Origin of the sequence: Cytobacillus sp. FSL K6-0265 (genome assembly GCF_038003465.1) — a bacterium.
GTDB lineage: Bacteria > Bacillota > Bacilli > Bacillales > Cytobacillaceae > Cytobacillus > Cytobacillus stercorigallinarum.
Window position 1 is genome coordinate 358,510 of record NZ_JBBOPE010000001.1, and the last position, 23,192, is coordinate 381,701.

Here is a 23,192-nt window from a genome sequence, read left to right on the forward strand (position 1 = left end):
GAGTAGATTGAAATGACGAAAAGATTACTTACAAAGAAAGAACAAGAGCAATTAAAGCAAAACCCTAGCGTGAAAGCAGTGAGTGAAAAAACAATTACTTACACAGACGAATTTAAACGTCATTTCATTGTGGAGAATGAGAATGGTAAACTACCACGAGAAATATTTGAGGAGTCTGGTTTAAATGTTGATTTAATTGGAATGGGACGTATTAAAACTGCCGGAAAACGTTGGCGGGCAGCTTATCGTAAAGCTGGTGTGGAAGGCTTACAAGATACGCGTAAAACAAATTCGGGTAGGCCATTAGAACGTGAATTAACGTTAGAAGAAAAGATTGCACGATTAGAAGCAAAAAACCGATTACATGAGGCAGAGAATGAACTATTAAAAAAGCTCGATTTACTCGAAAGGCAGATGTTGAAAAAGAAGTAAAAATGGCACCAGAATTAAAGTTTAAACTCATCCAGCAAACGATAAAAGAATACAAATTGAAGCGTATGGTGAGCTATTTATGTGAAGTAATCGGCGTATCTCGTTCAGGTTACTATAACTACTTCCTGGAAGAGTCCGTACAAAGGCGTGCAGCTAAAGGGGAAACGGATGAAGTAGTAAAAGAAATCATTTTAAAGGCGTATCACTTCCGTGGGCGCAAAAAAGGGGCACGCCAAATTAAAATGACGCTTCAAAACCAATACCAGATCACGTACAATTTAAAACGAAATCGCCGTATTATGAATAAATTTGAGATTGTTTGTCCAATTCGTAAAGCGAATCCTTATCGACGCATGGCCAAAGCAACAAAAGAACATCGTACGTGTCCAAATCATTTACAACGCAACTTTAAGCAGGGTGTGGCAGGCAAAGTACTCTTAACTGATATCACGTATTTACCATATAAGGGTGGTAAACGTGCTTACTTATCAACGATTAAAGATGAAGAGACGAATGAAATTTTAGCTTATGAAGTATCAGATTCATTAAGTATGGATATTGCCTTAAATACGCTTCGAAAACTAAAACGAAAAAACCATTACCTAAAAGATGACGCTTTTATTCATTCAGATCAAGGTTTTCATTATACCAATCCACAATTTCAGAAACTTGTGAAGAAAACAGGTTTAGGTCAGTCGATGTCACGCCGAGGAAACTGTTGGGATAACGCGCCTCAGGAATCATTCTTTGGGAATTTAAAGGATGAAACAAATATAAAAGAATCTGAAACACTAGAAGAAGTAAAACAAGAGATTAAGAGATATATGATATATTACAACCATTATCGAGGTCAATGGAATTTGAAAAAGCTGCCGCCTGCAAAATACAGACAGCAGCTTCAACAAGTTGCCTAGGCTTTTTCAAAATGTCCTTTACAAAGGGTACACTTTATTGGTTTCTGGTGGTTTTTTATGTGCTTTTATATCAACTATTCCTATCTATTTAATCTTTGTTGTAATGAGCATTCTAAGTAAAAGTTGTTATAGAAAGAAACATAAAAAGTAGTTGTCCTTCATATTAAATTAAAAGAAAGACAGAGAAGAATATGGAGGGAAATATGGACGAAAATAACGAAAAACATCAGTCACAAGCAAAGATTCATTTCAATAGTCGAGGAAATCAACCAGAAGAAGAAGCGCAAGGAAGAGATTTAAATAAATGGAAAGGGGACGAACCGGCAAAGCTTCATTCACAAACTGTTGGCAAAAGAGGACCTATCTTAAAACAGGATAGTGTAGAACATGAAACACTTCAAGAATTTATCCATGAGAAAATCCTTGAGCGACCTGTTCATGTCAAAGGTTTCGGTGCTTTCGGCTATTTTCAAACCGTGCATTCGATGAAAGAGCATACAAAGCTAAGCTTTTTGCAGCGCCCTGGTCAACAAGTACCTGTCATGGTGCGATTTTCATTAGCAGTAAGTACGAAAGGAACGCCTGATACGTCAAGAAATGTAAGAGGGTTTGCAACCAAGTTTTATACAGACGAAGGGATATTTGATTTAATTTGTAATCATATTCCTGTTTTCTCTGTGCGTGATACGATCCGTTTCCCAGAGGCGATTAAAGCGTTTTTACCATCTCCAGTTAATAATTTAATTGATCCGAATCGTTTTTGGAGCTTTGTAGCAAGGGCACCAGAGTCGTTAAATTTTGTCGTCCACCTTTATTCCGATGCTGGAACGGTGAAAAGCTTGCGGCATATCCCAGGGCATAGTGTGAATACATATGTTTGGCGGAATGCGAAGGGAGAAAGGAAATATGTGAAATATCATTGGTATCCGTTTGCAGGGATTGAATATATTACGAGGCAGGAAGCAGGGAAACTAGCCGGTGAGAATCCAGATTACGCTGGGAAAGACCTTTTTGATACAATTGCGTCTGGCAAAACAGTAGAATACGGATTGTACGTCCAATTAATGGATCCCACCGATGAGGAAAAGTTAACCTTTGATCCGCTTGATGATACGAAAGTGTGGGATGAAAGACAGTATCCATTGGTACCTGTTGGTCGAATGGTTTTAAATAGAAACCCGCAAAATTATATGGAAGAAGTAGAGAAAGTCTCTTTTTCACCGGTTAATCTGCTAGAGGGAGCAGAGTTATCAGATGATAAGATGCTACAAGGTCGAGCGAATATTTATAGCGATTCACAAAGAAGAAGGATCGGGCCGGGGTTTAGGAAGTTACCGGTAAATAACCAAGCAGATTGGACGCCTGCCAATCAGGTGACAAGTGGAGATGGCCGATTTGTTGAAGGGAAATTACAAAGAAGTGATTTAATAAAGCAAAATGATTATGCCCAGGCTGGGGAATTTTATCATTCTTTAAATCCACAAGAGAAGGAGCATTTAATCGATAATATTGCTGCAGATTTAAAAGGGATTGATCGAGATATAAAAGAAGTGGTATTGTCCTATTTCCATCAAGCTTCTTCAGAACTTGGAGAAGCGATTGCCAAACATGCCTAAAAATCTCAACATAACCTCTGTTTAAAATAATCTGTTACGAGGTAATAAATAGTTAAGAGATGGAGGCGATAGGAAATGGCAGAATTAACAGCTGTGAAAATCGTATTACAGGATGAAATGGAAGAATATTTTACAGACGATAATGAACAGAAGGAAGCAGCAGATGCTTTATTAAGAGTAGATACAGTTTTGTTTTATGGAAAAAATATGGAGCTTTTAAATGATTATGAGCCGGCGAAAGAATGGGACCACTTTTATGATTTTGAATTCAATTCAGCTGATGATATTAAGAAAGAAATTGCTGAGAGATTAGATATTAGTCCTGATATTGTGGAGGTAGAATAAACCAGCTATTGGCTGGTTTTTCTATGTGTGCATAAAGATAAGTGAACGCCTACTTCTTGTGAGTCCCATTCAAGCAACTTCGTTTTAAGATGGTCAATAGATTGGTATACTAGCTTGTATGAAAACGTGCGTTTAGAAAGGGTATGAAGCATGCATCTAGGAATACTTGATCAAATGCCGAGGCCTCGCTACTTCTCAGTTGAGGAAACGGTAGAAGAAACCATTAAAAAAGTACAATTGGCAGAAGAGTGGGGATATGAGCGTTATTGGTTTGCTGAGCATCACGGGACAAAAGGGATGACTGCTAGTGCACCTGAAATCCTCATGGCAACGGCAGCGGCAAAAACCAAGTCCATTCATGTAGGGAGTGGCGGGATTTTGTTGTCTCAGTATAGTCCGTATAAAGTAGCTACGCAGATGCTGCAACTTCAATCAATTTTTCCAGGAAGAATCGAAGCGGGTATAGGGCGTTCACCAGGGGGACCGGAAAGAATTCGTTCGGCTTTAGCTAATGGCGTAAAGAATGAAACGGGTATCTATCCTGAAAAAGTAAAACAGCTGTTGCATTACTTCGAAGGGGATCAATCGGTACAAGCAACCCCAAGAACGAGGGTATTGCCAAACCTTTATAGTCTAGGGTTAGGAGAAAATAGTGCCCAGTTAGCAGCAGAGCTGGGAATCGGCTATGTGTTTGGTCACTTTATTCAGCCGGGAAGAGGTGTGCATGCGCACAAACAATATCAGCAGGATTTTCAACCGGGGCTTTTAGCTAATCCCCAAGCTATTACTGCTGCCTTTGTCATATGTGGTGCGACAGATGAAGAGGCGGAGGAGTTAGCAATTACGCAAGATATATGGTTATTAAGAACGGAAAAGGGTATCGATAGTCGCATCCCGACATATGAGGAAGCAAAAGCAATGCGGTTAACAACAGAAGATAAGAAAAGAATCGCAGCAAATAGAAAAAGAATGATTATCGGTGGGCCAGCAAAAGTAAAAACAGAGCTCAGCAAATGGAGTGAACTTTACGAATGTGACCACTGGTTATTATTGAATAACACCTATCATTTTGCTGATCAACGCCAATCTTATGAACGCATTGCGGATATTTTTGCTTGAGTTTGCAGATAAAACATCTGTTTAAATAGTGGAGGTAAATGCCTTAGTTTGATTTAGCAAGATTCTTAAGAGCATAAAGGACGTCCAGAAAGTCATTTTGCGACTTCTGGACGTCCTTTTATGTTATATTCCATTTTGGAGTGACCAGGTTTTTATTATTTCAAAAACTCAGGGTCAGCAAAACTTGGGTTCGGATATTTATAGAAGCCTTCTCCTGTTTCACGTCCGAGTTTCCCTTTATCAATATACTCTGTTTTTAAAAGGTTCGCTAATTTTTTAAAGGCTTCATTACCAGTAGCATCTGCTTTTGCTTGTGAGATATTGTATGCTGTGCGGATTCCAACGACATCTAGAATAGCGAACGGACCTAGTGGAGCACCAGTACCAATCATCCATGTTTTATCGATGGTTTCTGGGTCAGCTACTTCATTCACTAATAACATTTGACCTGCCTCTAATAATGGAACAAGCAAAGAATTTAAGATATAACCTGGTTGTTCTTTGTGCAATTGAAGCGGGACCATCCCGATTTCTCTTGCAAATTCAACGATTTGGTTAAAAACAACCATGTCTGTACCTGGGTGTTTCATTACTTCAGCCGTATTGTTTTTCCAAATTTCATTCGCAAAATGCAATGCTAGAAATTGTGATGGTCTCCCTGTGAAAGCGACAAATTGGCTAGGAAGTAATGTGGATGAATTCGTTGCAAAAATGGTTTCTTTCGGTGCGACTGCACTTAACTTTTTATAAAAGTCTTCTTTGATGCTTACGACTTCTGGAACAGCTTCAATCACTAAATCAGCTTGCTCGACAGCTTTAGATAAATCAGTATAAAAAGCCATCCGGTCGAATGCCGCATCGACTTGTTCATCGGTTGCCTGTAAGTCATGTTTATAGTTTTCCTTTAGCTTCAGTATTCTACCTTTAGCTGTTTCTAATGCTTCTTCAGAAATATCATATACACTTACTTGAAAACCACTATACGCTGTTTGGTAAGCAATCTGGCTGCCAAGTACCCCACTACCTGCAACTGTAATATGTTTGAATCCCATTGTAATCCCCTCTTTATTAGTAATTTCATACTGCACTTTTATTATGTCATAGTATAGTAGACAATGACTTTCGTCTTATAAAAGGATTGTTAAGTAAAACTGAAACATCTTTATTCTGTTATGATTGCTCTTCATTTATGTAGGTAAACGGAGAGTTTAGTAAACATAAATATTTTTTACCTTTACAGAAAACAAAAAGGGGAGTAATATAACTTCATCAATTAAATATCATCTCAATCGCTGAGTCCTTAATTGGAGCGGAGGAACCACTTTTGTAGAGACTAATCTACTTGGGGTGAATCCTTTAAAGAAAAAAGGAAGGGTTATTCTTGACCCTAATCCGACAGCTAACTTCGTAAGCGTTAAGAAAGGATGGAAACTTGTGATCAAATAACGTGACCACGGGGGATTCCTCTGTGGTCTTTTTGCTGTTCTTTTTTTTCTCATTGAAATATTTACAAGTCGATAGTAAGGAAGGGATAGAATATGAAGAAAACATTTGCTTTGTTTGGTCTGGGGCATTTTGGGTCAACGATGCTACAAGAATTGAATGAGATGAATGTTGAAGTTTTAGCGGTCGATAAGGATGAAATGAAAGTAATCAAACATCGTGACCTTTCTACACATGCTGTCTGTTTACAGTCACTAGATGAGCAATCCTTAAGGCAAATTGGGGTGAATAATGTGGATCATGCCTTTATTTCATTTGGAGAAGATGTACAGGGAAGTATTTTAACTGCTTTTCTTCTGAAGGATATGGGTATTCCTAAGATTTGGGTCAAAGCACATAACGAGTATCATGCGAAGGTTTTAGAAAAGATAGGTGTTGACCGAGTGATCCAACCAGAAAGAGAGATGGCGATCAGAGTGGCGCGAAATATTGTCTCAAATTCAATGGTTGATTATATTGAACTAGCTCATGATTATAGTATCGCTGAAATTCTTGTTGGAAAGAAATTTGGTGGTTGTAAATTAAAAGATTTACGAATGGCTAAGCGGTTTGATTGTCATATTGTCGGAATTCAACGAGAGCACACCTTTATCGTTTCGCCAAGTGAACAAGAACCAATTCAGATGAATGATATTTTAATAGTAGTAGGTAAAAAAAGAGATATTATACGCTTTGAAAAAGAAGGAGCATAGAAAGATGAACAACGCAATCGTTCGGTTAAACCCATCTCAGTTGCTAGTGTTAGTGTTCTTGTTTTTCATTATATTAGGGACGATTTTATTAAAACTCCCATTTGCAACAACAACACAGGTTACCTGGACAGATGCCTTATTTACAGCGACTTCATCTATGACGGTAACGGGGTTAGCTGTTGTAGATACTGGTACAGTCTATACACTATTTGGACAATTAGTTATCCTTGCGTTAATACAAATCGGCGGCTTAGGGATTATGTCTTTTGCAGTGTTAATTTTTATGCTTCTTGGGAAAAGGATAGGGTTTAGAGAACGGTTATTAGTCCAACAGTCATTAAATCATACCTCTATTGGTGGAGTGATTAAATTAGTAAAAAGTTTGTTCATTTATTCCTTTACGATTGAACTAATTGCTATGTGTTTTTTAGCCATTACTTGGGTCCCTGAATTTGGTTGGAGCAGGGGTATGTACCTCAGCTTCTTTCACTCCATTTCTGCTTTCAATAATGCCGGCTTATCGCTGTTTCCTGATAATTTAATGGGATATGTGGGAGACCCGATTGTTAATATTGTGATTTCATTTTTGTTTATTATTGGTGGGATTGGTTTTACTGTTTTAGCGGATATTTGGTATAAACGTAAATTTAAGAAGCTGAGTTTACATTCAAAACTGATGATTGTTGGGACTTTCATTATCAATGCTTTTGCGATGTTCGTTGTATTTGTGATGGAGTTTCATAATCCCCATACATTAGGCGCTATGTCTGAAATGAGTAATAAACTTTGGGCAGCTTACTTTCAAGCGACATCACCGAGGACGGCAGGATTCAATACAATCGATATAGGTCATATGCATGAAGCAACCATTACTTTCATGCTACTTCTCATGTTTGTTGGTGCGGGTAGCGGCTCTACGGGTGGTGGAATTAAGTTAACGACTTTTTTAGTAATCGTATTATCAGTTATGAGTTTTTTAAAGCAAAAGCAGCAAATTACCATTGCTAATAGAGCCATTAAAGAAACCATCATATTTAGATCATTGGCCATTTCTATGATTAGTTTCTTATTTATCTTCTTAGCTGTATTTATTTTGAATATTACAGAACCAGAGCCGTTTTTAAAATTATTGTTTGAAACGGTCTCAGCTTTTGGGACGGTTGGGCTTTCTATGGGGATTACGGCTGATCTCTCTAACATTGGTAAAATTATTATTGTATTTATTATGTTTCTCGGAAAAGTTGGGCCATTAACATTTGCCTTTTCTCTAGCCAAACCAAGACAAGAGAAGATTAGATATCCGAGTGAAGATATCATGACAGGTTAAATAAAATTGAGTCAGCTTTTATTCTTCATATAGGTAAGGGCTGACTCGAGAAACTCGATAACTTCTTGCTTAATAGGATATAAGTTTAATTCTTCTGATTGCTCTTTTGATCGTCGTGTTTTCCAAAATTGTTCAGCGAGTGTTTGGTCACCTTTGAACATCTCCATTGAGTAGATTTCCACATCACTCGCAATCAATTGGGCAACATCAGAAGAAGGCGCTTCTCCGTTTTTTAAACAAAGTTCTATGCGCTTAATAATATTCATCCATTTCTTAATTTGACCATCATCATTCTCTAATTTGGGAAGTGATGTCTCCCATTCCTTTGCCTGCGGTGTATGATCCTCACTCTCTTTTAACGTTAATGGAAGAAGTTGTTCCCAACCAATCTCTCCTTCTAAATCTACGATGTTCCTTAAAGTTTGCGTATATTTTTGCGCTTGTCCGATATCGTTAATTGTCGCTTTCAATGTTTGAAGATGGATATCTAGCACTGATGATACAGTCGTCTCGTCAATGAGCTTTTGTATATCTTCTAACGACATATTTGCTTTCTTTAATAGCAATACCTTTTGCAGACGAAGTAAGTCCAGTTTGGTATAGAAACGTTTGCCATAATCGTCTTTATATGTAGGGGTGACTAATTGAATTTCATCATAATATCGTAAAGTTCTAACAGAAATTGACCAATCTTTAGCAATTTTACCCGTCGAAAAATAATTCATTTTTTCTCTCCTTTGGACTTGAAGGTGACGTTACGTAACCAGGTACTCTTAATATATCAAAAAAATTGGGGGTAAATGGAATGAATACGTTATTTTTAAAAGAATTACGCTGGTCAATACAAACGTTTTTACTTATTCTGATGTTTGTCTTCATCATCGTGCCGATATTAATTGAAAATTGGGCACATGACCTATTACAGCAATGGTTTCAAAACGATTTATATGCGGGGACTTTGACAGGGTTAATCATGGCAATTGTCTTTACAGTGGCTCTTTATTATATTACGATTAAACCATATGGATTGAATTGGCAGTCGCTTGGCTTGAGGCCGTTTGCTAAGAGCTATTGGCTACCGATTATCGGATGGACAATTTTTCTCATTGTGGGCAGTGTATTGCTTGTTATTCTCATGGACTTATTCAGTGTTGGCGTAGAAAATAAAAAAACGGCTTCATTAACAGCAGAATTGAATGGATTGACGATTTTAATTGCCTTTATATCTGCGGCCATTGTGTCACCCATTTATGAAGAAATTTTGTATCGTGGCTTTATTTACAGGTGGTTAAGGGCTAAATGTAATATTGGACTGAGTATGCTCATTAGTTCCACAATCTTTACGGTGGTACATTTACCAACTTATAACACATTACCAGTTAATTTTTTCAGTGGACTGATCTTTGCTTGGACTTACGAGAAAACAGGCTCCATCTATCCTGCGATGATTATCCATAGCATTTTTAACGGACTGGCGATTCTATTAACTGCCTTTGCTTAATTATCTTAATCTTTAGTTTTTACGAAACATTAGAAGGGGGTTTTCGTAAACAATAGAGGGGGTGAATAGAATGAAATGGTTATTTGCTATTTTACTGCTTATGTTATTAATTTTTTATTATTATCGTTTATTTAATGTTTTCTTTAAGATTAAGAAAAATAGGGTATTCCCATTGCCAGATGAAGTATTAGAGGACATTCGTATTGAGGCGCAAAGGCCGATAGCAGAACCAAAGGTAGCCAGTCAGAAGGGTAGTGTTTTTACTTTTATTTTTATCACAAGTTGGGTGTTTATCGCGATCATGTTCATTGTTTTTACTGATCAGTTAAATGTCGCGAATTATATGCTGTTACTTTTACCTCTTTTTCAAATGGAATTTCTGTTTAACCAATTGGTTTTTCTTCAAAAAGGGATGGTGAAAGGACTAAAGTATATTCCTTGGCATAAAATTGATTCTTATGAGGTTCAGTCTATTGACATTAATAACCGTCATTTTGGTTTTGATAAAAAAGTAAATGATGGTTTTGAGATGAAGCTTCATTTAGGTCGTTCGAGTCAGGTAAGCTTACTAATTACTTCAATAGAGGCACATGATCAGTTGCAAATCCTGTTAGCCTCTCATGGTATTAAACAAAAAGCCTAAATAATGGGGGGACGAGATGAGTAATCACGAACAATTTTTAACAGAGGCAGTGGATCTAGCGGTAGAAAACGTCATAAATGCAGGTGGACCTTTCGGAGCAGTCATTGTAAAGGATGGGAAGGTGATTGCCAAAGGTGTGAATAGGGTAACGGATCTTCATGACCCAACAGCACACGCGGAAGTAATGGCTATTAGGGAAGCTTGTACGAAATTACAATCTTTCACATTAACAGGCTGTACGCTTTATACAAGCTGTGAACCTTGTCCCATGTGCTTAGGTGCGATTTATTGGGCGCGTTTGGATAAAGTTTATTACGCAGCGGATCGAAAAGATGCAGCAAACGCGCTTTTTGATGATGATTTTATTTACCAAGAGATTGCCATAGACCCGAAAGATAGAGGTCTTCCGTTTGTACAATTAACACTTAAGCAATCACAGCTCCCTTTTGATGCTTGGAGTAAGCAAGTCGATCGAACTTCATATTGACTTCACGGAAATTCCTTATTTTCTGCATAAGAATATATTATTCTTAAAAGTGGTACATCTACATAAAGGAGAGCAGTATGAGCGCAAATAAGAATCAATTCCAACCGATGAAGTTATTATTTTTTATTACGATTATTGTCGTTATAGCAGTTGTTATCATGGTGTTCATAAACAATCAAGATAATGAAAAGGATGCGTATACATCTTTTGAAGAGGCTCCCTTTATTGAAGGGCAGCCTGTTTTGGGCGAGGTGGAATCACCTGTCCAGGTCGTAGAATTTGGCGACTTTAAATGTCCAGCGTGTAAACAATGGGGTGAAACCATTTATCCGCAATTAGTGGAAGATTATGTAGACACGAATCAAGTAAGTTTCTCTTATATCAACGTGCTCTTCCACGGGGATGAGTCTAAATTAGGTTCAGTCGCAGCCGAAGCTGTTCATCAATTGGAACCTGATTCGTACTGGGTATTCCATAAAGGGTTGTTCGATAAGCAACCAGAGAATGGTCAACATGATTCTGTTTGGTTAACAACGGAAGTGTTAGAGGAAGTCGTCGCAGAAACGACGTCAATTCCACAAGAAGATCTGTTGGCAGAAATGAAAAAAAGCGTAACAATAGAGGCGGTTAATCATGATACTTCACTTGTAAATGAATATGAAGTCAAGCTCACACCAACGATTATGATTAACGAGAAAATGGTGACAGATCCATTTGATTATGATTCAATCAAACGTTTGATTGAAGAGGAGTTAGAGGGATAAGAATGAAGAAAAATCAAATCATGTTGTATTTTTCTTGGATGGTCGCACTCATAGCCACATTAGGCAGTTTATATTTTAGTGAAATTAAGCAGTTTATTCCTTGTGAGCTTTGTTGGTATCAACGAATATTCATGTATCCACTCGTTTTAATCTTGGGCATTGGTACGTTCTATCAAGATATTTCTGTGAGAAGATTTGCCCTACCAATGGCGTTTATTGGCTGGTGTATTTCTCTCTATCATTATCTTGTACAAAAAGTGCCTGGACTCGCTGAAGTCACGCCGTGTACAAATGGTGTACCATGTAGTGGCCAATATATCAATTGGCTCGGGTTTATCACCATTCCTTTCTTGGCATTAACGGCTTTCACGTTTATTATCATCTTTTGCCTGATGATGAAAAAAGACAATCAAGCATCATGAACCTTTCCTCGTACATATGATTGTACGGGGTTTTTTATTTTTTGAAAGAGAAGCCGTTGTGAATTTGAAAATGGCATAACGGGGCGCGAAAATCCGGAATGCATGCAATGTATACGAAAATCCTAGGTTAATTGCGTTTAAATCCGCCTTGCCCACTTCCATCTACTTTTCTTGTTTGACATGTGTGTACAAAAGAGGCATTTGTATTTTTTCTTCGGTTCATGTTCCGACAATGTCTGAATATCCCCATCTGTTATTGAACTAATGATATATGTTTTTTTATGCTTAATCCCCTTGAAAATGGGTAAAATAATGTTAATTATAATCTGCCATTTATTAAAGGAGGAAATGTGATGAAAAACCCAATAAAACAAGGGATGATGTTAGGGCTAGGTTTAGCAGCAGCAGGGAAAGACCGTGCGCAAGAAATGATGGATGAGTTAGTGAAAAGAGGAGAGCTAACAAAACAGGAAGCGAAAGATTTTATGCAGGAGGTAAGGACGAAAGGCCAAGAGAAGCAAACGCAGATAGATGACAAGGCCCATCAACGAATGACGAGTTTATTGCATGATTTGAATATCGCAACAACGGATGATGTCCTAAGATTAGAAGAACGGATTCTAGCGCTTGAGGCAAAACATCGAGAAGAGGATTAAGGGAGGTTTTTTCCATTTTCAAACCAAAGATGAGCCATATTCATCGCTATCGTGAAATTGCTGTAGCCTTCTCTCATTACGGTTTTGGTTATCTCTTAAAAGAATTAGGCTTGCATGAGGTGTTGTCTCTACCTAAGCGGATGTTCATGCGAAAGCAAGAAGAACATCATGAAAAGACAACAGGGGAACGTGTTCGTCTGTTTTTAGAAGAGCTTGGACCGACGTTTATTAAAGTTGGTCAGATTGCGAGTACAAGGTCAGATATTTTTCCGGAATCAATCATTAGGGAATTGGAAAAATTACAGGAACATGCCCCCTCATTTCCATTTGCAGAGGTAAAAAAAATTGTTGAAACAGAACTAGGCGAAGAAATACATGACGTCTTTACAGAATTTCAAGAAGAGCCACTAGGATCGGCATCTATCGGTCAAGTCCATTATGGTGTCCTCCATTCTGGTGAAAAAGTGGCTGTTAAGGTACAACGACCTGATATTGAGAAGACCATGAGAACAGATTTAGAAATTTTATTAGAAATTGCTAAAATCGCAGAAAAAAGGCTGCATTGGGCATCGCAATATCAATTAGTCGAAATGATGAAGGAATTTTCTAAAGCATTGTTAAATGAGTTGAATTATTTACTTGAAGGTCGTAATGCAGATAAAATTGCCAATCAATTTGAAGACAATAATCATTATAAAATCCCAAAAACATACTGGAAATATACGACGAAAAAAGTTTTAACAATGGAATATATTGAAGGTTGTGGCATACTTGAAAATAATAGTTTGGCGGAACAAGGGTTCAATAAACAACTGATTGCCGAAAGAATCGTTGAAGGCATCCTTCAGCAAATATTAGAGGAAGGTGTGTTTCATGCAGACCCCCATCCCGGTAATATTTGTGTATTACCAGGGAATGTGATTGTTTTCATGGATTTTGGTATGGTCGGTCGTTTAACTGAGGATATGAAAGAAAATTTAACATCATTAATTATTGCCATGTTGCAGCAAAGCACGGATGGGGTCATTAAAGCCATCACTAAAATGGGTATTATCAAAGACGATGTCGATGTTGAACTTTTAAAAATTGATGTTGATTTACTAAGAGAAAGATACTATGATGTCCCCTTTAGTGAAATATCTATTGGCGAGGCGGTTAATGATTTGTTTTCCGTTGCCAATCACCATCATATACATATCCCAACAAACTTAACGTTGGTGGGGAAAACATTATTGACAATGGAAGGGATTGTGGAGAAGCTTGATCCTCATATAAGCATTTTAAAAATTGCTGAGCCTTTTGGTAGACGATTAATTATTAATAAATATCGACCGGATCATTTGGCGAAAGATTCGCTAGCGCATATCGGTGAGTATTTTGATATTTTAAAAGAAGCGCCGTATAATTTGAAAGATTTGATTGCTCTTATCAAAAAGGGGAAAATCCCGCTCGAACTGAACTTGCCCAACAGTGAAAAATTCCTAACGAGAATTGATCGTATCAGCAACCGGCTAGCATTTAGTATCGTGTTGCTGGCATTTAGCATTATAATGGTGGGCTTAATTATCGGTTCCGCCCTTGGTAGGCAATCATCTCTCCTATGGAATATACCGGCAGTAGAAATCGGCTTTGTCATTGCGATATTAATGTTCTTATTTCTTATATACACCATCATTAGAGCAGGGAGATTCTAACGATTCTCTGCTTTTTGTTTTGGATAGAATTTTTCTTGTTTTACTACACAAGCAAATCATGGTGAGAATATAGTGTAGAGAGGTGAACGGTTTTGTCTACAAACGTTAATGTTGCTTATGATTAATACAAAAATTCTCATTGGTAGTCCAATTAATCAAGAACCCGTTATTTTAAAAGAGTTTCTACTTTCGTTAGCCAATTTAAAAACGGATACAATGGAAATTCATTATTATTTCATAGATGATAATCAGGATGAAGAATCAAGTAGACTACTACGTCATTTTGCCAAATGGAAGAACAATGTTGCGATATTATCTGCAAAAGAAGATAGTATCTATATTCGCACCGACTTGACACATTTCTGGAATGATACCCTCATCTGGAAGGTTGCGCGCTTCAAAGATATGCTTATTGAGCAGGCGAAATTTGAAGCATTTGATTATCTGTTTTTAATTGACTCTGATTTGCTTTTACACCCGGATACCCTTCATACACTTATTGCCGCAAATAAAGAAATTGTCTCTGAGGTCTTTTGGACGGCTTGGCAAGAAGGGACCATCCCTTATCCGCAAGTTTGGTTAACAGATGAATATACCCACTGGAGACAGGCGGATGATGGCGTCATAACAGATGAAGAAAAACAAGTTCAAACCGAGGCGTTTATTCAACAGTTACAAACTCCAGGTGTTTATGAAGTAGGGGGATTAGGTGCGTGCACCTTAATTAGCAGGAAGGCTTTGTTAGCAGGTGTTCATTTTAGTAAAATTAAAAATCTCAGTTTTTGGGGAGAAGATCGGCATTTTTGTGTGAGAGCAGTGGCATTAGGATTGGATTTACATGTCGACACACATCTCCCTGCTTATCATATTTATCGCTCTTCTGACTTAAAAGGTATACCTACTTTTAAAGAAAAATGTCAGTATGTTCATAGCGAACTACCTATTTATCCAGAAAAAGCAGAAAACCATCAAATTCGCTTATCTATGATTGTGAAGAATGAAGAAGGTCGTTATTTACAAACGATGTTAAAGAAAGTCAAGCCCTTTATCGATGAAGCTGTGATTATAGATGATGCTAGTACTGATCAGACTATATCGATTTTCTTGAAAGAACTAAAAGGTGTGCCAATTAAATTGGTCAAGAATGCAAGTTCCCAGTTTGCCAATGAAGTAGAACTAAGAAAACAGCAGTGGTTAGAAGCAACAAATGGATTTTTAGGTTGGGTATTAAATCTTGATGCAGATGAATGGTTTGAGGAGAGTTTTATTGATTATATTGATGACTTTGTTAAACAGGATACCATCGATTTGTACTGTTTTAGACTGTATGATATGTGGGATGAAGATCATTATCGTGAAGATGAATATTGGCAAGCACATTTCCTATACCGTCCATTTCTAGCAAGAGTCGATTCAACCTTTCAGCCCGTCTGGAAAGAAACGCCCCAACATTGTGGGAGATTTCCAGAAAATATCTTTCAACTTACCCACAGCTTATCCACAATAAGAGTCAAGCATTTAGGCTGGGCAAAAGAAAAAGATCGTTTGGAAAAATACGAGAGATATAAGCTGCTTGACCCGAATAGTCTCTATGGTAATGAGAAACAATATGAATCGATTTTAGATAAGAATCCCCGTGTCATGCGATGGGAAGAAACATAAAGCGAATGGTCAAGTTGGAAATTAACCTCGATTCATAGCTATGCGACTATTTATATGCTAAACTAAAAATAATTAAAATTGTTGCAGGGGGACTCAGAATATGAGTTGAGAAGGTTAAAACCTGACCCTTAGAACCTGTTCGTTAAGACGATCGTAGGGAGCATTTTCCAACTATATGAATACGTATGGTAGGCTCTCCATTTTCGGGGAGCCTTTTGTTTTGTTTCCCTGAACATTTTTAATGACATCGATTGAAAAGAGGGAATAGAGTGAGAGAAGAAGTTGTGTTAGTAACAGGCGCAAGTCGTGGATTAGGAGCTGCAATTGCTAAGAAGTTCGGTAAGGAAGGCTATAAAGTAGTCGTTAATTATTATAGTAGTAAAGAAAAAGCTGATGCCGTAGTTGAAGAAATCGGGCATGATCGTGCATTGGCCATCCAAGCAGATGTCAGAGATCAAGAAGCAGTAAAAGCGATGGTGGCAAACGCTATTGCTCATTTTGGTCGCTTGGATATCGTTGTAAATAATGCATTAGTTCAATTTAAATTTGATCCTGTGGCACAGGCAAAAGTAGAAGAATTATCTTGGACTAGCTATCAAACCCAGTTTGAAGGTGCGATAAAAGCAAGCTTACATGTTGTACAAGCTGCTTTCCCAGCTTTAAAGGATTCACAGCAAGCCCGTGTGATTGGTATTGGCACGAATCTTTACCAGAATCCCGTCGTTGCCTACCATGAATATACAACAGCGAAAGCGGCATTAATTGGCTTTACACGCAATATGGCCAAAGAGCTTGGACAATATGACATTAATGTGAATATGGTTTCTGGTGGATTATTAGAAACAACGGATGCAAGTGCTGTTACTACCCCTGAAGTATTTGCGATTGTTGCTGATAACGCTGCTATCCGCCGTGTGACAAAACCAGAAGATGTAGCAGAAGCCGTTGTTTTCTTAGCCTCTCCAGGTGCTAGAGCGATTACGGGACAAAATCTAGTAGTCGATCATGGATTGACGATGAACTAAGATAAAAAAGGTCGTCATCTTTGTATGGCGGCCTTTTTCAATCATTAGATTCAGTTTGCGGGTCTATAATTGAGTAAGGCGTTTATATAGATGGGCGTATAAAAGCAAATGTGTGAGCTAAAATCCAATTTATGCGCAGAAGATGATAAAATGATTATTACTTCTAATTATCTCAACTACATCTAATTGATTGAACGCTCAATCAGGATTGTTCAAATTTTCCCCTGTTTATATCGATAGCCAAACATAGAAGATGCTTGTAGATGAAACGCCAGCAGTTGCTTGCTCATCGGATCCGTTACTTCATTTGGCATGTTATCGTTAAATCCAACCACTGTCACTGCACCGAGTAATTGATTCTGGTAGTCTAGCAAAGGGACGGAAGCAGACGAAATCGATGGAATTAAAGGTTCGGTTGCGAAGGAGATTTTCGATTGTTGAATCATTTGCCATTCTTCGTTATCGATTGATTGCTCGTTTCCTAGCCATTCTTTTGTCAGTGCAGGGTTTAAGAAACTTAAGAAAATCTTCCCCGCAGCAGATGTTGGTGGCAAGCTTCCGCCAAGTTGTGTACCAATATGAAGTGGTTCATTGGAATGACAAATCTTTGTCGTAATCGGACCGTTGTTTGTCCATAATGAAAACGAAACGGTGCAGGAAGTTAGCGAAGAAAGTTCCTGCATATAAGGAGTAATCGCATCGGCAATATCACGACTACCAAAGGCAGCTGTACCATATTGAATCAATTTGTTGCCAAGATAATACAGGTTTGTTCCTTTTTCACGATAGAGCATATTCAATTGTGTAAGTGTATTTAAATATTTATATAAATTACTTTTTGTAATACCGGTTTCTTCTTGAATGGTCGAGAATTTCATCGGGGTATCTTTTTGATAGATTAATTCGATGATAGAAATGCCAATTTGCAAGGATTGAATCGTCGTACTGCTTTTTTGTATCTCCATGTATGTAACTCCTCATTATGCTAGTCATGTTGAATCCTAATTTATCAGAAACCACATCAAACAACAACCTACCTTTAAAGGGTTGGTAGGATATTCCTATAAATTTAGTATATTTAAGAATAGTTAGTGAGTTGGCGACTATTAACTTAGTCAGAGAAGGTGCCCAACTCACGAAAAATAGGAAGCGGTCAAACAAAATTACTTTAACCTTTTCCATTTTTGTAGCTCTTTTTGAACATAGGATAATGATTGTAGTTTTTCTTTTAGTTCAGCTACAGAGAGACGATACGTATTATTGGAGTGATATTCTTCTACAGAGTTTGTATCAGTTTCTATTCTTGTATCTCGAGGAATGCGATAGAAGCCTTCAAGATCAATGGCTTTTGCTGCTTCTTCTTTTGTTAGTAGCACTTCATAGAGCTTTTCTCCTGGGCGTGTGCCAATTAATTCTAAAGGAAGATTAACGTGAAAAAGTTCTTTAATCGCTTGTGCTAAATCTGTAATATAGGCTGCAGGTGATTTTTGTACCATAATATCCCCATTATAAGCCTTCTCAAAAGCGTACAATACAAGTTCGACTGCCTCATCTAAACTCATCATAAAACGGGTCATTAAAGGATGCGTAACAGTTAGCGGCTTTCCGGCCTTTACTTGTTCTATAAGTAGCGGGATGATTGATCCCCGTGATGCCATGACATTTCCGTATCTTGTGCCACATATAATGGTACCACGAGCATTAGCTTGTCTCGATTTAGCGATAAATGTTTTTTCCATTAAAGCTTTAGACATTCCCATTGCATTAATTGGATAGGCTGCTTTGTCTGTTGATAGACAGACAATTTTCTTCACCCCTGCCTGTATGCCTGCACTTAATACATGATCGGTGCCAAGTATATTCGTTTTCACTGCTTCAAGTGGATGTGACTCACATGAGGGTACTTGTTTTAAGGCTGCTGCGTGGAAAATATAATCAACCCCGTCTACAGCTGGTATTAAAGTACTCATATCCCGAACATCGCCGAGGATAAAGGAGATTCTTGCATCGCCGTACTGTTTTTGCATATCGTCTTGTTTTTTTTCATCACGAGAAAAGATGCGTATTTCTTTTATTTCACTATGCAAAAACCGTTCTAACACGACATGGCCAAACGAGCCGGTTCCACCTGTAATTAATAGCGTTTTATTATTAAACATAAGTATGGAACGCACCTTTCTGTTATTTACCAAAATGGCCTTACTTTAATCCAAAATAGTATAAATAATATTCAGAGTTTACTCGTGGGTAGTTATACCAATAAGCGATAATCCCTGTTATGTGCACAGAAGGGTTTTGGACTAAGAGTGCTTGATGAAAATCACAGTCTCCCGCCATATCCGGTCTTTCTGAAAATCTCGCCTCGCCCACACAGCTTCTCCTCATAATTCTAAATTGCCCACACCATTCACGATAATTGTCTTCCGTTGCTTGAAAGAGCTGACCATCCTTTGTCATCATGCTGTAATAATAAATGTCGTACTCACCATCTATTTTCGCGAGTACTTCGCGAATGGTTGGTAAATAAATATCATCGCTATCAATAATGGCAATATAATCTCCAGTTGCGGCTTCGATACAACGATTATATGAATAGCTAGCGCCACGATTTTCCCCATTTTCTAAGATTTTTAGTTGAGGGTATTGTTGTTGATATTCTTTTAACATCGCTAATGTTTGATCGGTTGAGCCGTCGTCACAAACAATGATTTCATCGGCATATTCTTTTGGAATGCTGTCTAGCATCAAACGAACCCATTGTTCACCGTTATAAACTGGGGATAAAAAGCTGAATCTCATGATTTTTCCTCACTTTATTAAGCATGATTTTTGCGGCAGGTGTTATATCGATTAGTGTATGCGCCTAATAAAAAGTGGTGAATTTGAAAAGAAAATATTTACAGTAAATTACTTTTAGTGTAGTATTACACTAAAAAAGGGGCGAGGGGATGTTTATGGTGAGTTTACCGTTATGGTTTTGGTTATTGTATTACCTCTCTTTGTTTATTTCATTTTTGATGGCGTTAAGAATGTTATGGAGGAAACGAAGTAGAAAAACAGCATTGTTTGTCATCTTTTTTGTTCTAACAATCCCTTTTATTTCTATTTTCAATGCTATTGGTCGCGGTGAAGAAATGAATGAAGGGGAGTTTTTCCTTCATGAGCTTGCTGATGGTGCACTATGGGCGTTGTATAGTGTCTTTGGGTATCTTGTTTTGTTGTGGTATTGGTGGAAGGCTATCATATTGTCTGTAAAAAGAAGGGGATGAACGCTGACATGAAGATGTTTTTTCGAGTTTTATTACCCGCAATATGTATGTTTATATTCACATGGATATGTTCATTTTTTCCGTTTAGCAAAATTTTATTATTAGGGATTTATGTCCTGTTTCCGCTAGCCTTTATTATCCAAGGTATCATTTGCGCCCGCTTAAAAAAGCAGATGATCATAGGCTTTATCTTTTCATCTGCTGCGATAATGATGTCGGTTTCATATTGGTTTGAGGTAGGTAGTATGGTGAATGCTGTTATAGTTTATACCATATTAGGGTTCATTTCATTCCTCTTATATGGACGGAAGATGAAAAGTGCTTAGTCTATTTAAGCTACTTCATATTTGTTCTGATTTTCTCTGGGATTATAACGACTTCTGTATTTAAATTAACTGGTTGGTAGGTTTCATCTATACAATCTTGCCAATATTGGAGATGTTTTTTATCTACCCAGTGAGTCGATTCAGTCACTTCAACTCCGCCTCTACCTTGTACAGAATACCAGTAAAGATATTCATCTTCGTTTTGTACTTCACGAAAAATCGTTTCAATATACATTTTTTCTCCTTCAAGTGTGAGGAGTACTTCTTCCATATGATGATTGAGGAATTGTAACCATTCATCTACAGCTTTTGTTTTCCCTTTTTTTACTTTAAAGCGTGTGAGTTCAACGTTCATAGAATCTCTCCTTTTATTAGAATTTTAACATAAAAAGGAATAAAGAGAGCTGAGATCGAATAGTATGAGAGGCTTGAAGGAGAAAAGTGGGGGTGTTTAAAGTGGAATGCATGTTAAGTAATGGTGAAGTGTATGATTATCTGAAAAAGGATGGGGGAGAGAAAGTTCTTCTTCTCGTTCATGGCAATTATGCCTCAGCGAATCATTGGGACGTATTTTTAGAGAAAATACCTTCAAAGTATACGGTCTATGCCCCGGATTTAAGAGGTTATGGCCGATCTACTTACAATCAACCAATAGAGGATTTTAAGACATTCGCTTATGATTTGAAATTATTTTGTGATCATTTTTCTTTAAATAAAATAACAATCATCGGTTGGTCAAATGGGGGTGGTATTGCGATGCAATTTGCAGCCATGTATCCAAATCTTGTTGAAAAAATGGTTTTGCTCGCCTCCATGCCAGCCGGTGGTTATCCAGCCTATGATGAAAACAATCAGCGCTATCAAACAAGAGAGACAATAGAAAAAGATCCAATGTTAAATCGGTTGGTAGAAGCACAGAAGATGAAAGAGTTGCCATTTTTCACCGAAGCGATGGAACAGTTGATGTTTGTTAAAGGCAGGCAGGTATTAGGGGAACGGTTTGAAAGATATATAGAAGCAGCCATACAACAAAGGAATATCATGGATGTTGCTCATGCAGCTAATGTGTTTAATATAACTGATATTGATAATGAAATAGCTGCAGGAACAGGAGAAATAAACAATATTAAAGCAGAGACTTTTCTAATGTGGGGAAATAAGGATGTCTTAACGACAAGGGAAATGACGACTACATTATTACAGGATTTAAAGCAGTCTGGCGTTAATGTCATTTTTAGAGAATTAGATGCAGGCCATGCGTTTGTCATAGAAGAAGTGGATGAAGTGATAAGGGAATTAGAAAGCTTTTTCCATAGATAACTAGGAAAATGAAAAGAGCCAATAGATGGCTCTTTTTTTACATCTCAATTAATTAGCAACTTTCATCGTTTCATCCTCTTTTACCAAAGCAGCTTCAGGCTTATAGGCCCGTTTAATCGGCACGAGAGCTAAGGCAATAGCAGCAATCAACCCTGGAATCGCAAATGCGATAAAGTTCATATGAATAGGGAGAGCAGCTGTTAATAAGAATCCGCCGAGCAGTGGCCCAAGCATGCCGCCGAATCTCCCAATTCCTGAAGCCATTCCTAATGCTGTGGACCGGATATTCGGAGGATAATATTGAGAGACATAAGCTTGTACGAGGTTTTGGGCACCGATTGTACTAGCACCAGCTATAGCAACGAGTATATAAATGAATAATTCACTGCCGCCAAATCCAAGTAATGTTAAGCTTACTGCACCAAGGGCATATAATGGAACGAGCATTTTCTTTGAACCGTATTTATCACAAAGCCAGCCAATAATGAGTGTACCAACAATGGCTCCACCTTGTAGTGTAATAAGGAAGGCAAGGCTGGAATTTAAGGCATAGCCTGCTTCAATCATTAAATTCGGTAACCAAGTATTTAGGCCATAAACCATTAATAAGCACATGAAAAAGGCAATCCAGAACATGACGGTACTTAGACCGCGGTTATTTTTGAAAAGTCCGACAACAGGGACTTTGTTTTCCTCTTGGACTTGTAGGAAGAATTCTGTGCTTTCATCCATTTTTTGTTCAGGGTTCACTTTACGCAACACAGATAATAGCTCTTGTTTCTTATTTTTCTTAATTAAATGGGCTGAAGATTCAGGTAAAAATTTGTATATAAAAGGTAACAGTAATAAAGGTAGGCCAGCAAACCAGAAAATCGATTCCCAACCGAGTGTAGGCATAACGAAGATTCCTAGAATCGGTGCAAGCATCCCACCAAAAGAGTATCCACATAATACAATGGAGACAGCCATACTTTTCATTTTTGTTGGCGCATAGTCTGTCAATAAGGCAATAACGTTAGGCATAATTCCACCTAAACCTAAACCAGCAATGAAACGATAAACAGAGAAGGTTGTAGGTGAAGAGGCAAATCCACAAAGAAACGTAAATAAGCTAAAAAGAATGAGTGAAATGGCAATCACATTTTTTCTTCCCATTTTATCCGCGAGAATACCAAAAAAGATGGCACCAAACATCATCCCTAATAATCCATAACTACTCATGGCTCCAGCTTGGACAGAACTTAATCCCCATTCTTCAATTAAAACTGGTACGGCTGTACCATACACAACCAAATCATAGCCATCAAAGAGAATAATAAGGAAGCTCCAGGCAAGTAAGCCAAAATGAAACCGATTAAACTTACTATTATTAATCACTTCCGCTGTGTTTATTTTGTTCATTGGTTACCCCCATTAATTAGAAGTTGCAATCGCTTACACATATATGAAAAGAGAGAAGAAAGGATCAAGCCTTT

General features: G+C 37.7%; 24 protein-coding genes and 2 riboswitches. Of the genes, 17 read left to right on the forward strand and 7 right to left on the reverse strand.

What is annotated here, in order from left to right:
- Positions 1-12 precede the first annotated feature (12 nt).
- The 4 genes from MHH73_RS01915 (at position 13) to MHH73_RS01930 (ending at position 4,426) form a co-directional block, all read left to right on the forward strand.
- A protein-coding gene (locus tag MHH73_RS01915; protein ID WP_341064238.1) for an IS3 family transposase occupies positions 13-1,346 on the forward strand; the annotation gives its coding sequence in 2 pieces (ribosomal slippage) (positions 13-394 and positions 394-1,346; 1,335 coding nt in all).
- A gap of 203 nt (positions 1,347-1,549) precedes the next feature.
- Positions 1,550-2,962 (forward strand): catalase, encoded by a 1,413-nt coding sequence (locus tag MHH73_RS01920; protein ID WP_341064239.1) that lies wholly within the window; start codon positions 1,550-1,552, stop codon positions 2,960-2,962.
- A gap of 75 nt (positions 2,963-3,037) precedes the next feature.
- Positions 3,038-3,307, forward strand: coding sequence for a hypothetical protein (locus tag MHH73_RS01925; RefSeq protein ID WP_341064240.1), 270 nt, complete (start codon positions 3,038-3,040; stop codon positions 3,305-3,307).
- Positions 3,308-3,457: 150 nt separating this feature from the next.
- Positions 3,458-4,426 carry an LLM class flavin-dependent oxidoreductase gene (locus MHH73_RS01930; RefSeq protein ID WP_341064241.1) on the forward strand — a complete coding sequence of 323 codons (969 nt, stop codon included), beginning with the start codon at positions 3,458-3,460 and terminating at the stop codon, positions 4,424-4,426.
- 155 nt (positions 4,427-4,581) lie between these two features.
- Here MHH73_RS01930 and MHH73_RS01935 read toward each other — a convergent pair whose 3' ends face one another.
- Positions 4,582-5,478 (reverse strand): 3-hydroxyacyl-CoA dehydrogenase, encoded by an 897-nt coding sequence (locus tag MHH73_RS01935; RefSeq protein ID WP_341064243.1) that lies wholly within the window; start codon positions 5,476-5,478, stop codon positions 4,582-4,584.
- 228 nt (positions 5,479-5,706) lie between these two features.
- Positions 5,707-5,854: riboswitch (cyclic di-AMP (ydaO/yuaA leader) on the forward strand.
- 110 nt (positions 5,855-5,964) lie between these two features.
- Between MHH73_RS01935 and MHH73_RS01940 the strand changes: the two genes are divergently transcribed.
- Together MHH73_RS01940 and MHH73_RS01945 are read left to right on the forward strand one after the other, a co-directional pair.
- Positions 5,965-6,621, forward strand: a complete 657-nt coding sequence (locus tag MHH73_RS01940; protein WP_191813716.1) for a potassium channel family protein — start codon at positions 5,965-5,967, stop codon at positions 6,619-6,621.
- Between the two features lie 4 nt (positions 6,622-6,625).
- Positions 6,626-7,948, forward strand: a complete 1,323-nt coding sequence (locus MHH73_RS01945; protein ID WP_341064246.1) for a TrkH family potassium uptake protein — start codon at positions 6,626-6,628, stop codon at positions 7,946-7,948.
- 11 nt (positions 7,949-7,959) lie between these two features.
- On the opposite strand, the gene MHH73_RS01950 is transcribed toward MHH73_RS01945, so the two are convergent.
- Positions 7,960-8,673: a MerR family transcriptional regulator gene (locus MHH73_RS01950; protein WP_341064247.1), complete on the reverse strand. Its 714-nt coding sequence runs from the start codon at positions 8,671-8,673 to the stop codon at positions 7,960-7,962.
- Positions 8,674-8,753: 80 nt separating this feature from the next.
- Here MHH73_RS01950 and MHH73_RS01955 point away from each other — a divergent pair, with 80 nt between their 5' ends.
- The 9 genes from MHH73_RS01955 (at position 8,754) to MHH73_RS01995 (ending at position 16,802) form a co-directional block, all read left to right on the forward strand.
- Positions 8,754-9,449 (forward strand): CPBP family intramembrane glutamic endopeptidase, encoded by a 696-nt coding sequence (locus MHH73_RS01955; protein WP_191813709.1) that lies wholly within the window; start codon positions 8,754-8,756, stop codon positions 9,447-9,449.
- A 70-nt stretch (positions 9,450-9,519) separates the two neighbouring features.
- On the forward strand, positions 9,520-10,092 hold the full coding sequence (locus tag MHH73_RS01960; protein ID WP_191813707.1) for a hypothetical protein: 573 nt from the start codon (positions 9,520-9,522) through the stop codon (positions 10,090-10,092).
- 16 nt (positions 10,093-10,108) lie between these two features.
- On the forward strand, positions 10,109-10,579 hold the full coding sequence (locus MHH73_RS01965; protein WP_341064250.1) for a nucleoside deaminase: 471 nt from the start codon (positions 10,109-10,111) through the stop codon (positions 10,577-10,579).
- Positions 10,580-10,656: 77 nt separating this feature from the next.
- Positions 10,657-11,343: a DsbA family protein gene (locus tag MHH73_RS01970; RefSeq protein ID WP_341064252.1), complete on the forward strand. Its 687-nt coding sequence runs from the start codon at positions 10,657-10,659 to the stop codon at positions 11,341-11,343.
- A gap of 2 nt (positions 11,344-11,345) precedes the next feature.
- Positions 11,346-11,765 (forward strand): disulfide oxidoreductase, encoded by a 420-nt coding sequence (locus tag MHH73_RS01975; protein ID WP_341064254.1) that lies wholly within the window; start codon positions 11,346-11,348, stop codon positions 11,763-11,765.
- A 353-nt stretch (positions 11,766-12,118) separates the two neighbouring features.
- A complete protein-coding gene (locus MHH73_RS01980; RefSeq protein ID WP_191813699.1) occupies positions 12,119-12,421 on the forward strand; it encodes a phasin family protein in 303 nt (100 codons plus the stop codon).
- A 29-nt stretch (positions 12,422-12,450) separates the two neighbouring features.
- Positions 12,451-14,115: an ABC1 kinase family protein gene (locus MHH73_RS01985; protein ID WP_341064256.1), complete on the forward strand. Its 1,665-nt coding sequence runs from the start codon at positions 12,451-12,453 to the stop codon at positions 14,113-14,115.
- 117 nt (positions 14,116-14,232) lie between these two features.
- Entirely contained in the window at positions 14,233-15,777 is a 1,545-nt protein-coding gene (locus MHH73_RS01990; RefSeq protein ID WP_341064257.1) for a glycosyltransferase family 2 protein, read from the forward strand.
- Between the two features lie 75 nt (positions 15,778-15,852).
- Positions 15,853-15,954, forward strand: a riboswitch (TPP riboswitch).
- A 92-nt stretch (positions 15,955-16,046) separates the two neighbouring features.
- Positions 16,047-16,802, forward strand: a complete 756-nt coding sequence (locus MHH73_RS01995; RefSeq protein WP_341064259.1) for a 3-oxoacyl-ACP reductase — start codon at positions 16,047-16,049, stop codon at positions 16,800-16,802.
- A 212-nt stretch (positions 16,803-17,014) separates the two neighbouring features.
- Here MHH73_RS01995 and MHH73_RS02000 read toward each other — a convergent pair whose 3' ends face one another.
- The 3 genes from MHH73_RS02000 to MHH73_RS02010 form a co-directional block, all read right to left on the reverse strand.
- Positions 17,015-17,767 (reverse strand): IclR family transcriptional regulator, encoded by a 753-nt coding sequence (locus tag MHH73_RS02000; protein WP_191813691.1) that lies wholly within the window; start codon positions 17,765-17,767, stop codon positions 17,015-17,017.
- 198 nt (positions 17,768-17,965) lie between these two features.
- Positions 17,966-18,961, reverse strand: coding sequence for a polysaccharide biosynthesis protein (locus tag MHH73_RS02005; protein WP_341064262.1), 996 nt, complete (start codon positions 18,959-18,961; stop codon positions 17,966-17,968).
- A 40-nt stretch (positions 18,962-19,001) separates the two neighbouring features.
- Positions 19,002-19,601: a glycosyltransferase family 2 protein gene (locus MHH73_RS02010; RefSeq protein ID WP_191813687.1), complete on the reverse strand. Its 600-nt coding sequence runs from the start codon at positions 19,599-19,601 to the stop codon at positions 19,002-19,004.
- 149 nt (positions 19,602-19,750) lie between these two features.
- On the opposite strand from MHH73_RS02010, the gene MHH73_RS02015 reads away from it, so the two are divergent.
- Positions 19,751-20,071 (forward strand): hypothetical protein, encoded by a 321-nt coding sequence (locus MHH73_RS02015; protein ID WP_191813685.1) that lies wholly within the window; start codon positions 19,751-19,753, stop codon positions 20,069-20,071.
- A gap of 336 nt (positions 20,072-20,407) precedes the next feature.
- Here MHH73_RS02015 and MHH73_RS02020 read toward each other — a convergent pair whose 3' ends face one another.
- Positions 20,408-20,752: a DUF6176 family protein gene (locus tag MHH73_RS02020; protein ID WP_341064266.1), complete on the reverse strand. Its 345-nt coding sequence runs from the start codon at positions 20,750-20,752 to the stop codon at positions 20,408-20,410.
- A 92-nt stretch (positions 20,753-20,844) separates the two neighbouring features.
- Between MHH73_RS02020 and phaZ the strand changes: the two genes are divergently transcribed.
- Entirely contained in the window at positions 20,845-21,717 is an 873-nt protein-coding gene (gene phaZ / locus MHH73_RS02025; protein ID WP_341064268.1) for an intracellular short-chain-length polyhydroxyalkanoate depolymerase, read from the forward strand.
- 48 nt (positions 21,718-21,765) lie between these two features.
- Here the strand turns inward: phaZ and MHH73_RS02030 are convergent, their stop codons facing one another.
- Positions 21,766-23,118: an MFS transporter gene (locus MHH73_RS02030; protein ID WP_341064269.1), complete on the reverse strand. Its 1,353-nt coding sequence runs from the start codon at positions 23,116-23,118 to the stop codon at positions 21,766-21,768.
- Positions 23,119-23,192: the final 74 nt, after the last annotated feature.

Bases quoted from the DNA above. Each gene is read 5' to 3' on its own strand.
- MHH73_RS02010 (WP_191813687.1), bottom strand. From the start codon at position 19,601: ATGAGATTCAGCTTTTTATCCCCAGTTTATAACGGTGAACAATGGGTT.
- MHH73_RS01970 (WP_341064252.1), top strand. From the start codon at position 10,657: ATGAGCGCAAATAAGAATCAATTCCAACCGATGAAGTTATTATTTTTT.
- MHH73_RS02020 (WP_341064266.1), bottom strand. From the start codon at position 20,752: ATGAACGTTGAACTCACACGCTTTAAAGTAAAAAAAGGGAAAACAAAA.
- MHH73_RS01980 (WP_191813699.1), top strand. From the start codon at position 12,119: ATGAAAAACCCAATAAAACAAGGGATGATGTTAGGGCTAGGTTTAGCA.
- MHH73_RS01955 (WP_191813709.1), top strand. From the start codon at position 8,754: ATGAATACGTTATTTTTAAAAGAATTACGCTGGTCAATACAAACGTTT.
- MHH73_RS01975 (WP_341064254.1), top strand. From the start codon at position 11,346: ATGAAGAAAAATCAAATCATGTTGTATTTTTCTTGGATGGTCGCACTC.
- MHH73_RS01945 (WP_341064246.1), top strand. From the start codon at position 6,626: ATGAACAACGCAATCGTTCGGTTAAACCCATCTCAGTTGCTAGTGTTA.
- MHH73_RS01920 (WP_341064239.1), top strand. From the start codon at position 1,550: ATGGACGAAAATAACGAAAAACATCAGTCACAAGCAAAGATTCATTTC.
- MHH73_RS02000 (WP_191813691.1), bottom strand. From the start codon at position 17,767: ATGGAGATACAAAAAAGCAGTACGACGATTCAATCCTTGCAAATTGGC.
- MHH73_RS01935 (WP_341064243.1), bottom strand. From the start codon at position 5,478: ATGGGATTCAAACATATTACAGTTGCAGGTAGTGGGGTACTTGGCAGC.
- MHH73_RS02005 (WP_341064262.1), bottom strand. From the start codon at position 18,961: ATGTTTAATAATAAAACGCTATTAATTACAGGTGGAACCGGCTCGTTT.
- MHH73_RS01925 (WP_341064240.1), top strand. From the start codon at position 3,038: ATGGCAGAATTAACAGCTGTGAAAATCGTATTACAGGATGAAATGGAA.
- MHH73_RS01990 (WP_341064257.1), top strand. From the start codon at position 14,233: ATGATTAATACAAAAATTCTCATTGGTAGTCCAATTAATCAAGAACCC.
- MHH73_RS01940 (WP_191813716.1), top strand. From the start codon at position 5,965: ATGAAGAAAACATTTGCTTTGTTTGGTCTGGGGCATTTTGGGTCAACG.
- MHH73_RS01985 (WP_341064256.1), top strand. From the start codon at position 12,451: ATGAGCCATATTCATCGCTATCGTGAAATTGCTGTAGCCTTCTCTCAT.
- MHH73_RS01960 (WP_191813707.1), top strand. From the start codon at position 9,520: ATGAAATGGTTATTTGCTATTTTACTGCTTATGTTATTAATTTTTTAT.
- MHH73_RS01950 (WP_341064247.1), bottom strand. From the start codon at position 8,673: ATGAATTATTTTTCGACGGGTAAAATTGCTAAAGATTGGTCAATTTCT.
- MHH73_RS01965 (WP_341064250.1), top strand. From the start codon at position 10,109: ATGAGTAATCACGAACAATTTTTAACAGAGGCAGTGGATCTAGCGGTA.
- MHH73_RS02030 (WP_341064269.1), bottom strand. From the start codon at position 23,118: ATGAACAAAATAAACACAGCGGAAGTGATTAATAATAGTAAGTTTAAT.
- MHH73_RS01930 (WP_341064241.1), top strand. From the start codon at position 3,458: ATGCATCTAGGAATACTTGATCAAATGCCGAGGCCTCGCTACTTCTCA.
- MHH73_RS02015 (WP_191813685.1), top strand. From the start codon at position 19,751: ATGTTTATGGTGAGTTTACCGTTATGGTTTTGGTTATTGTATTACCTC.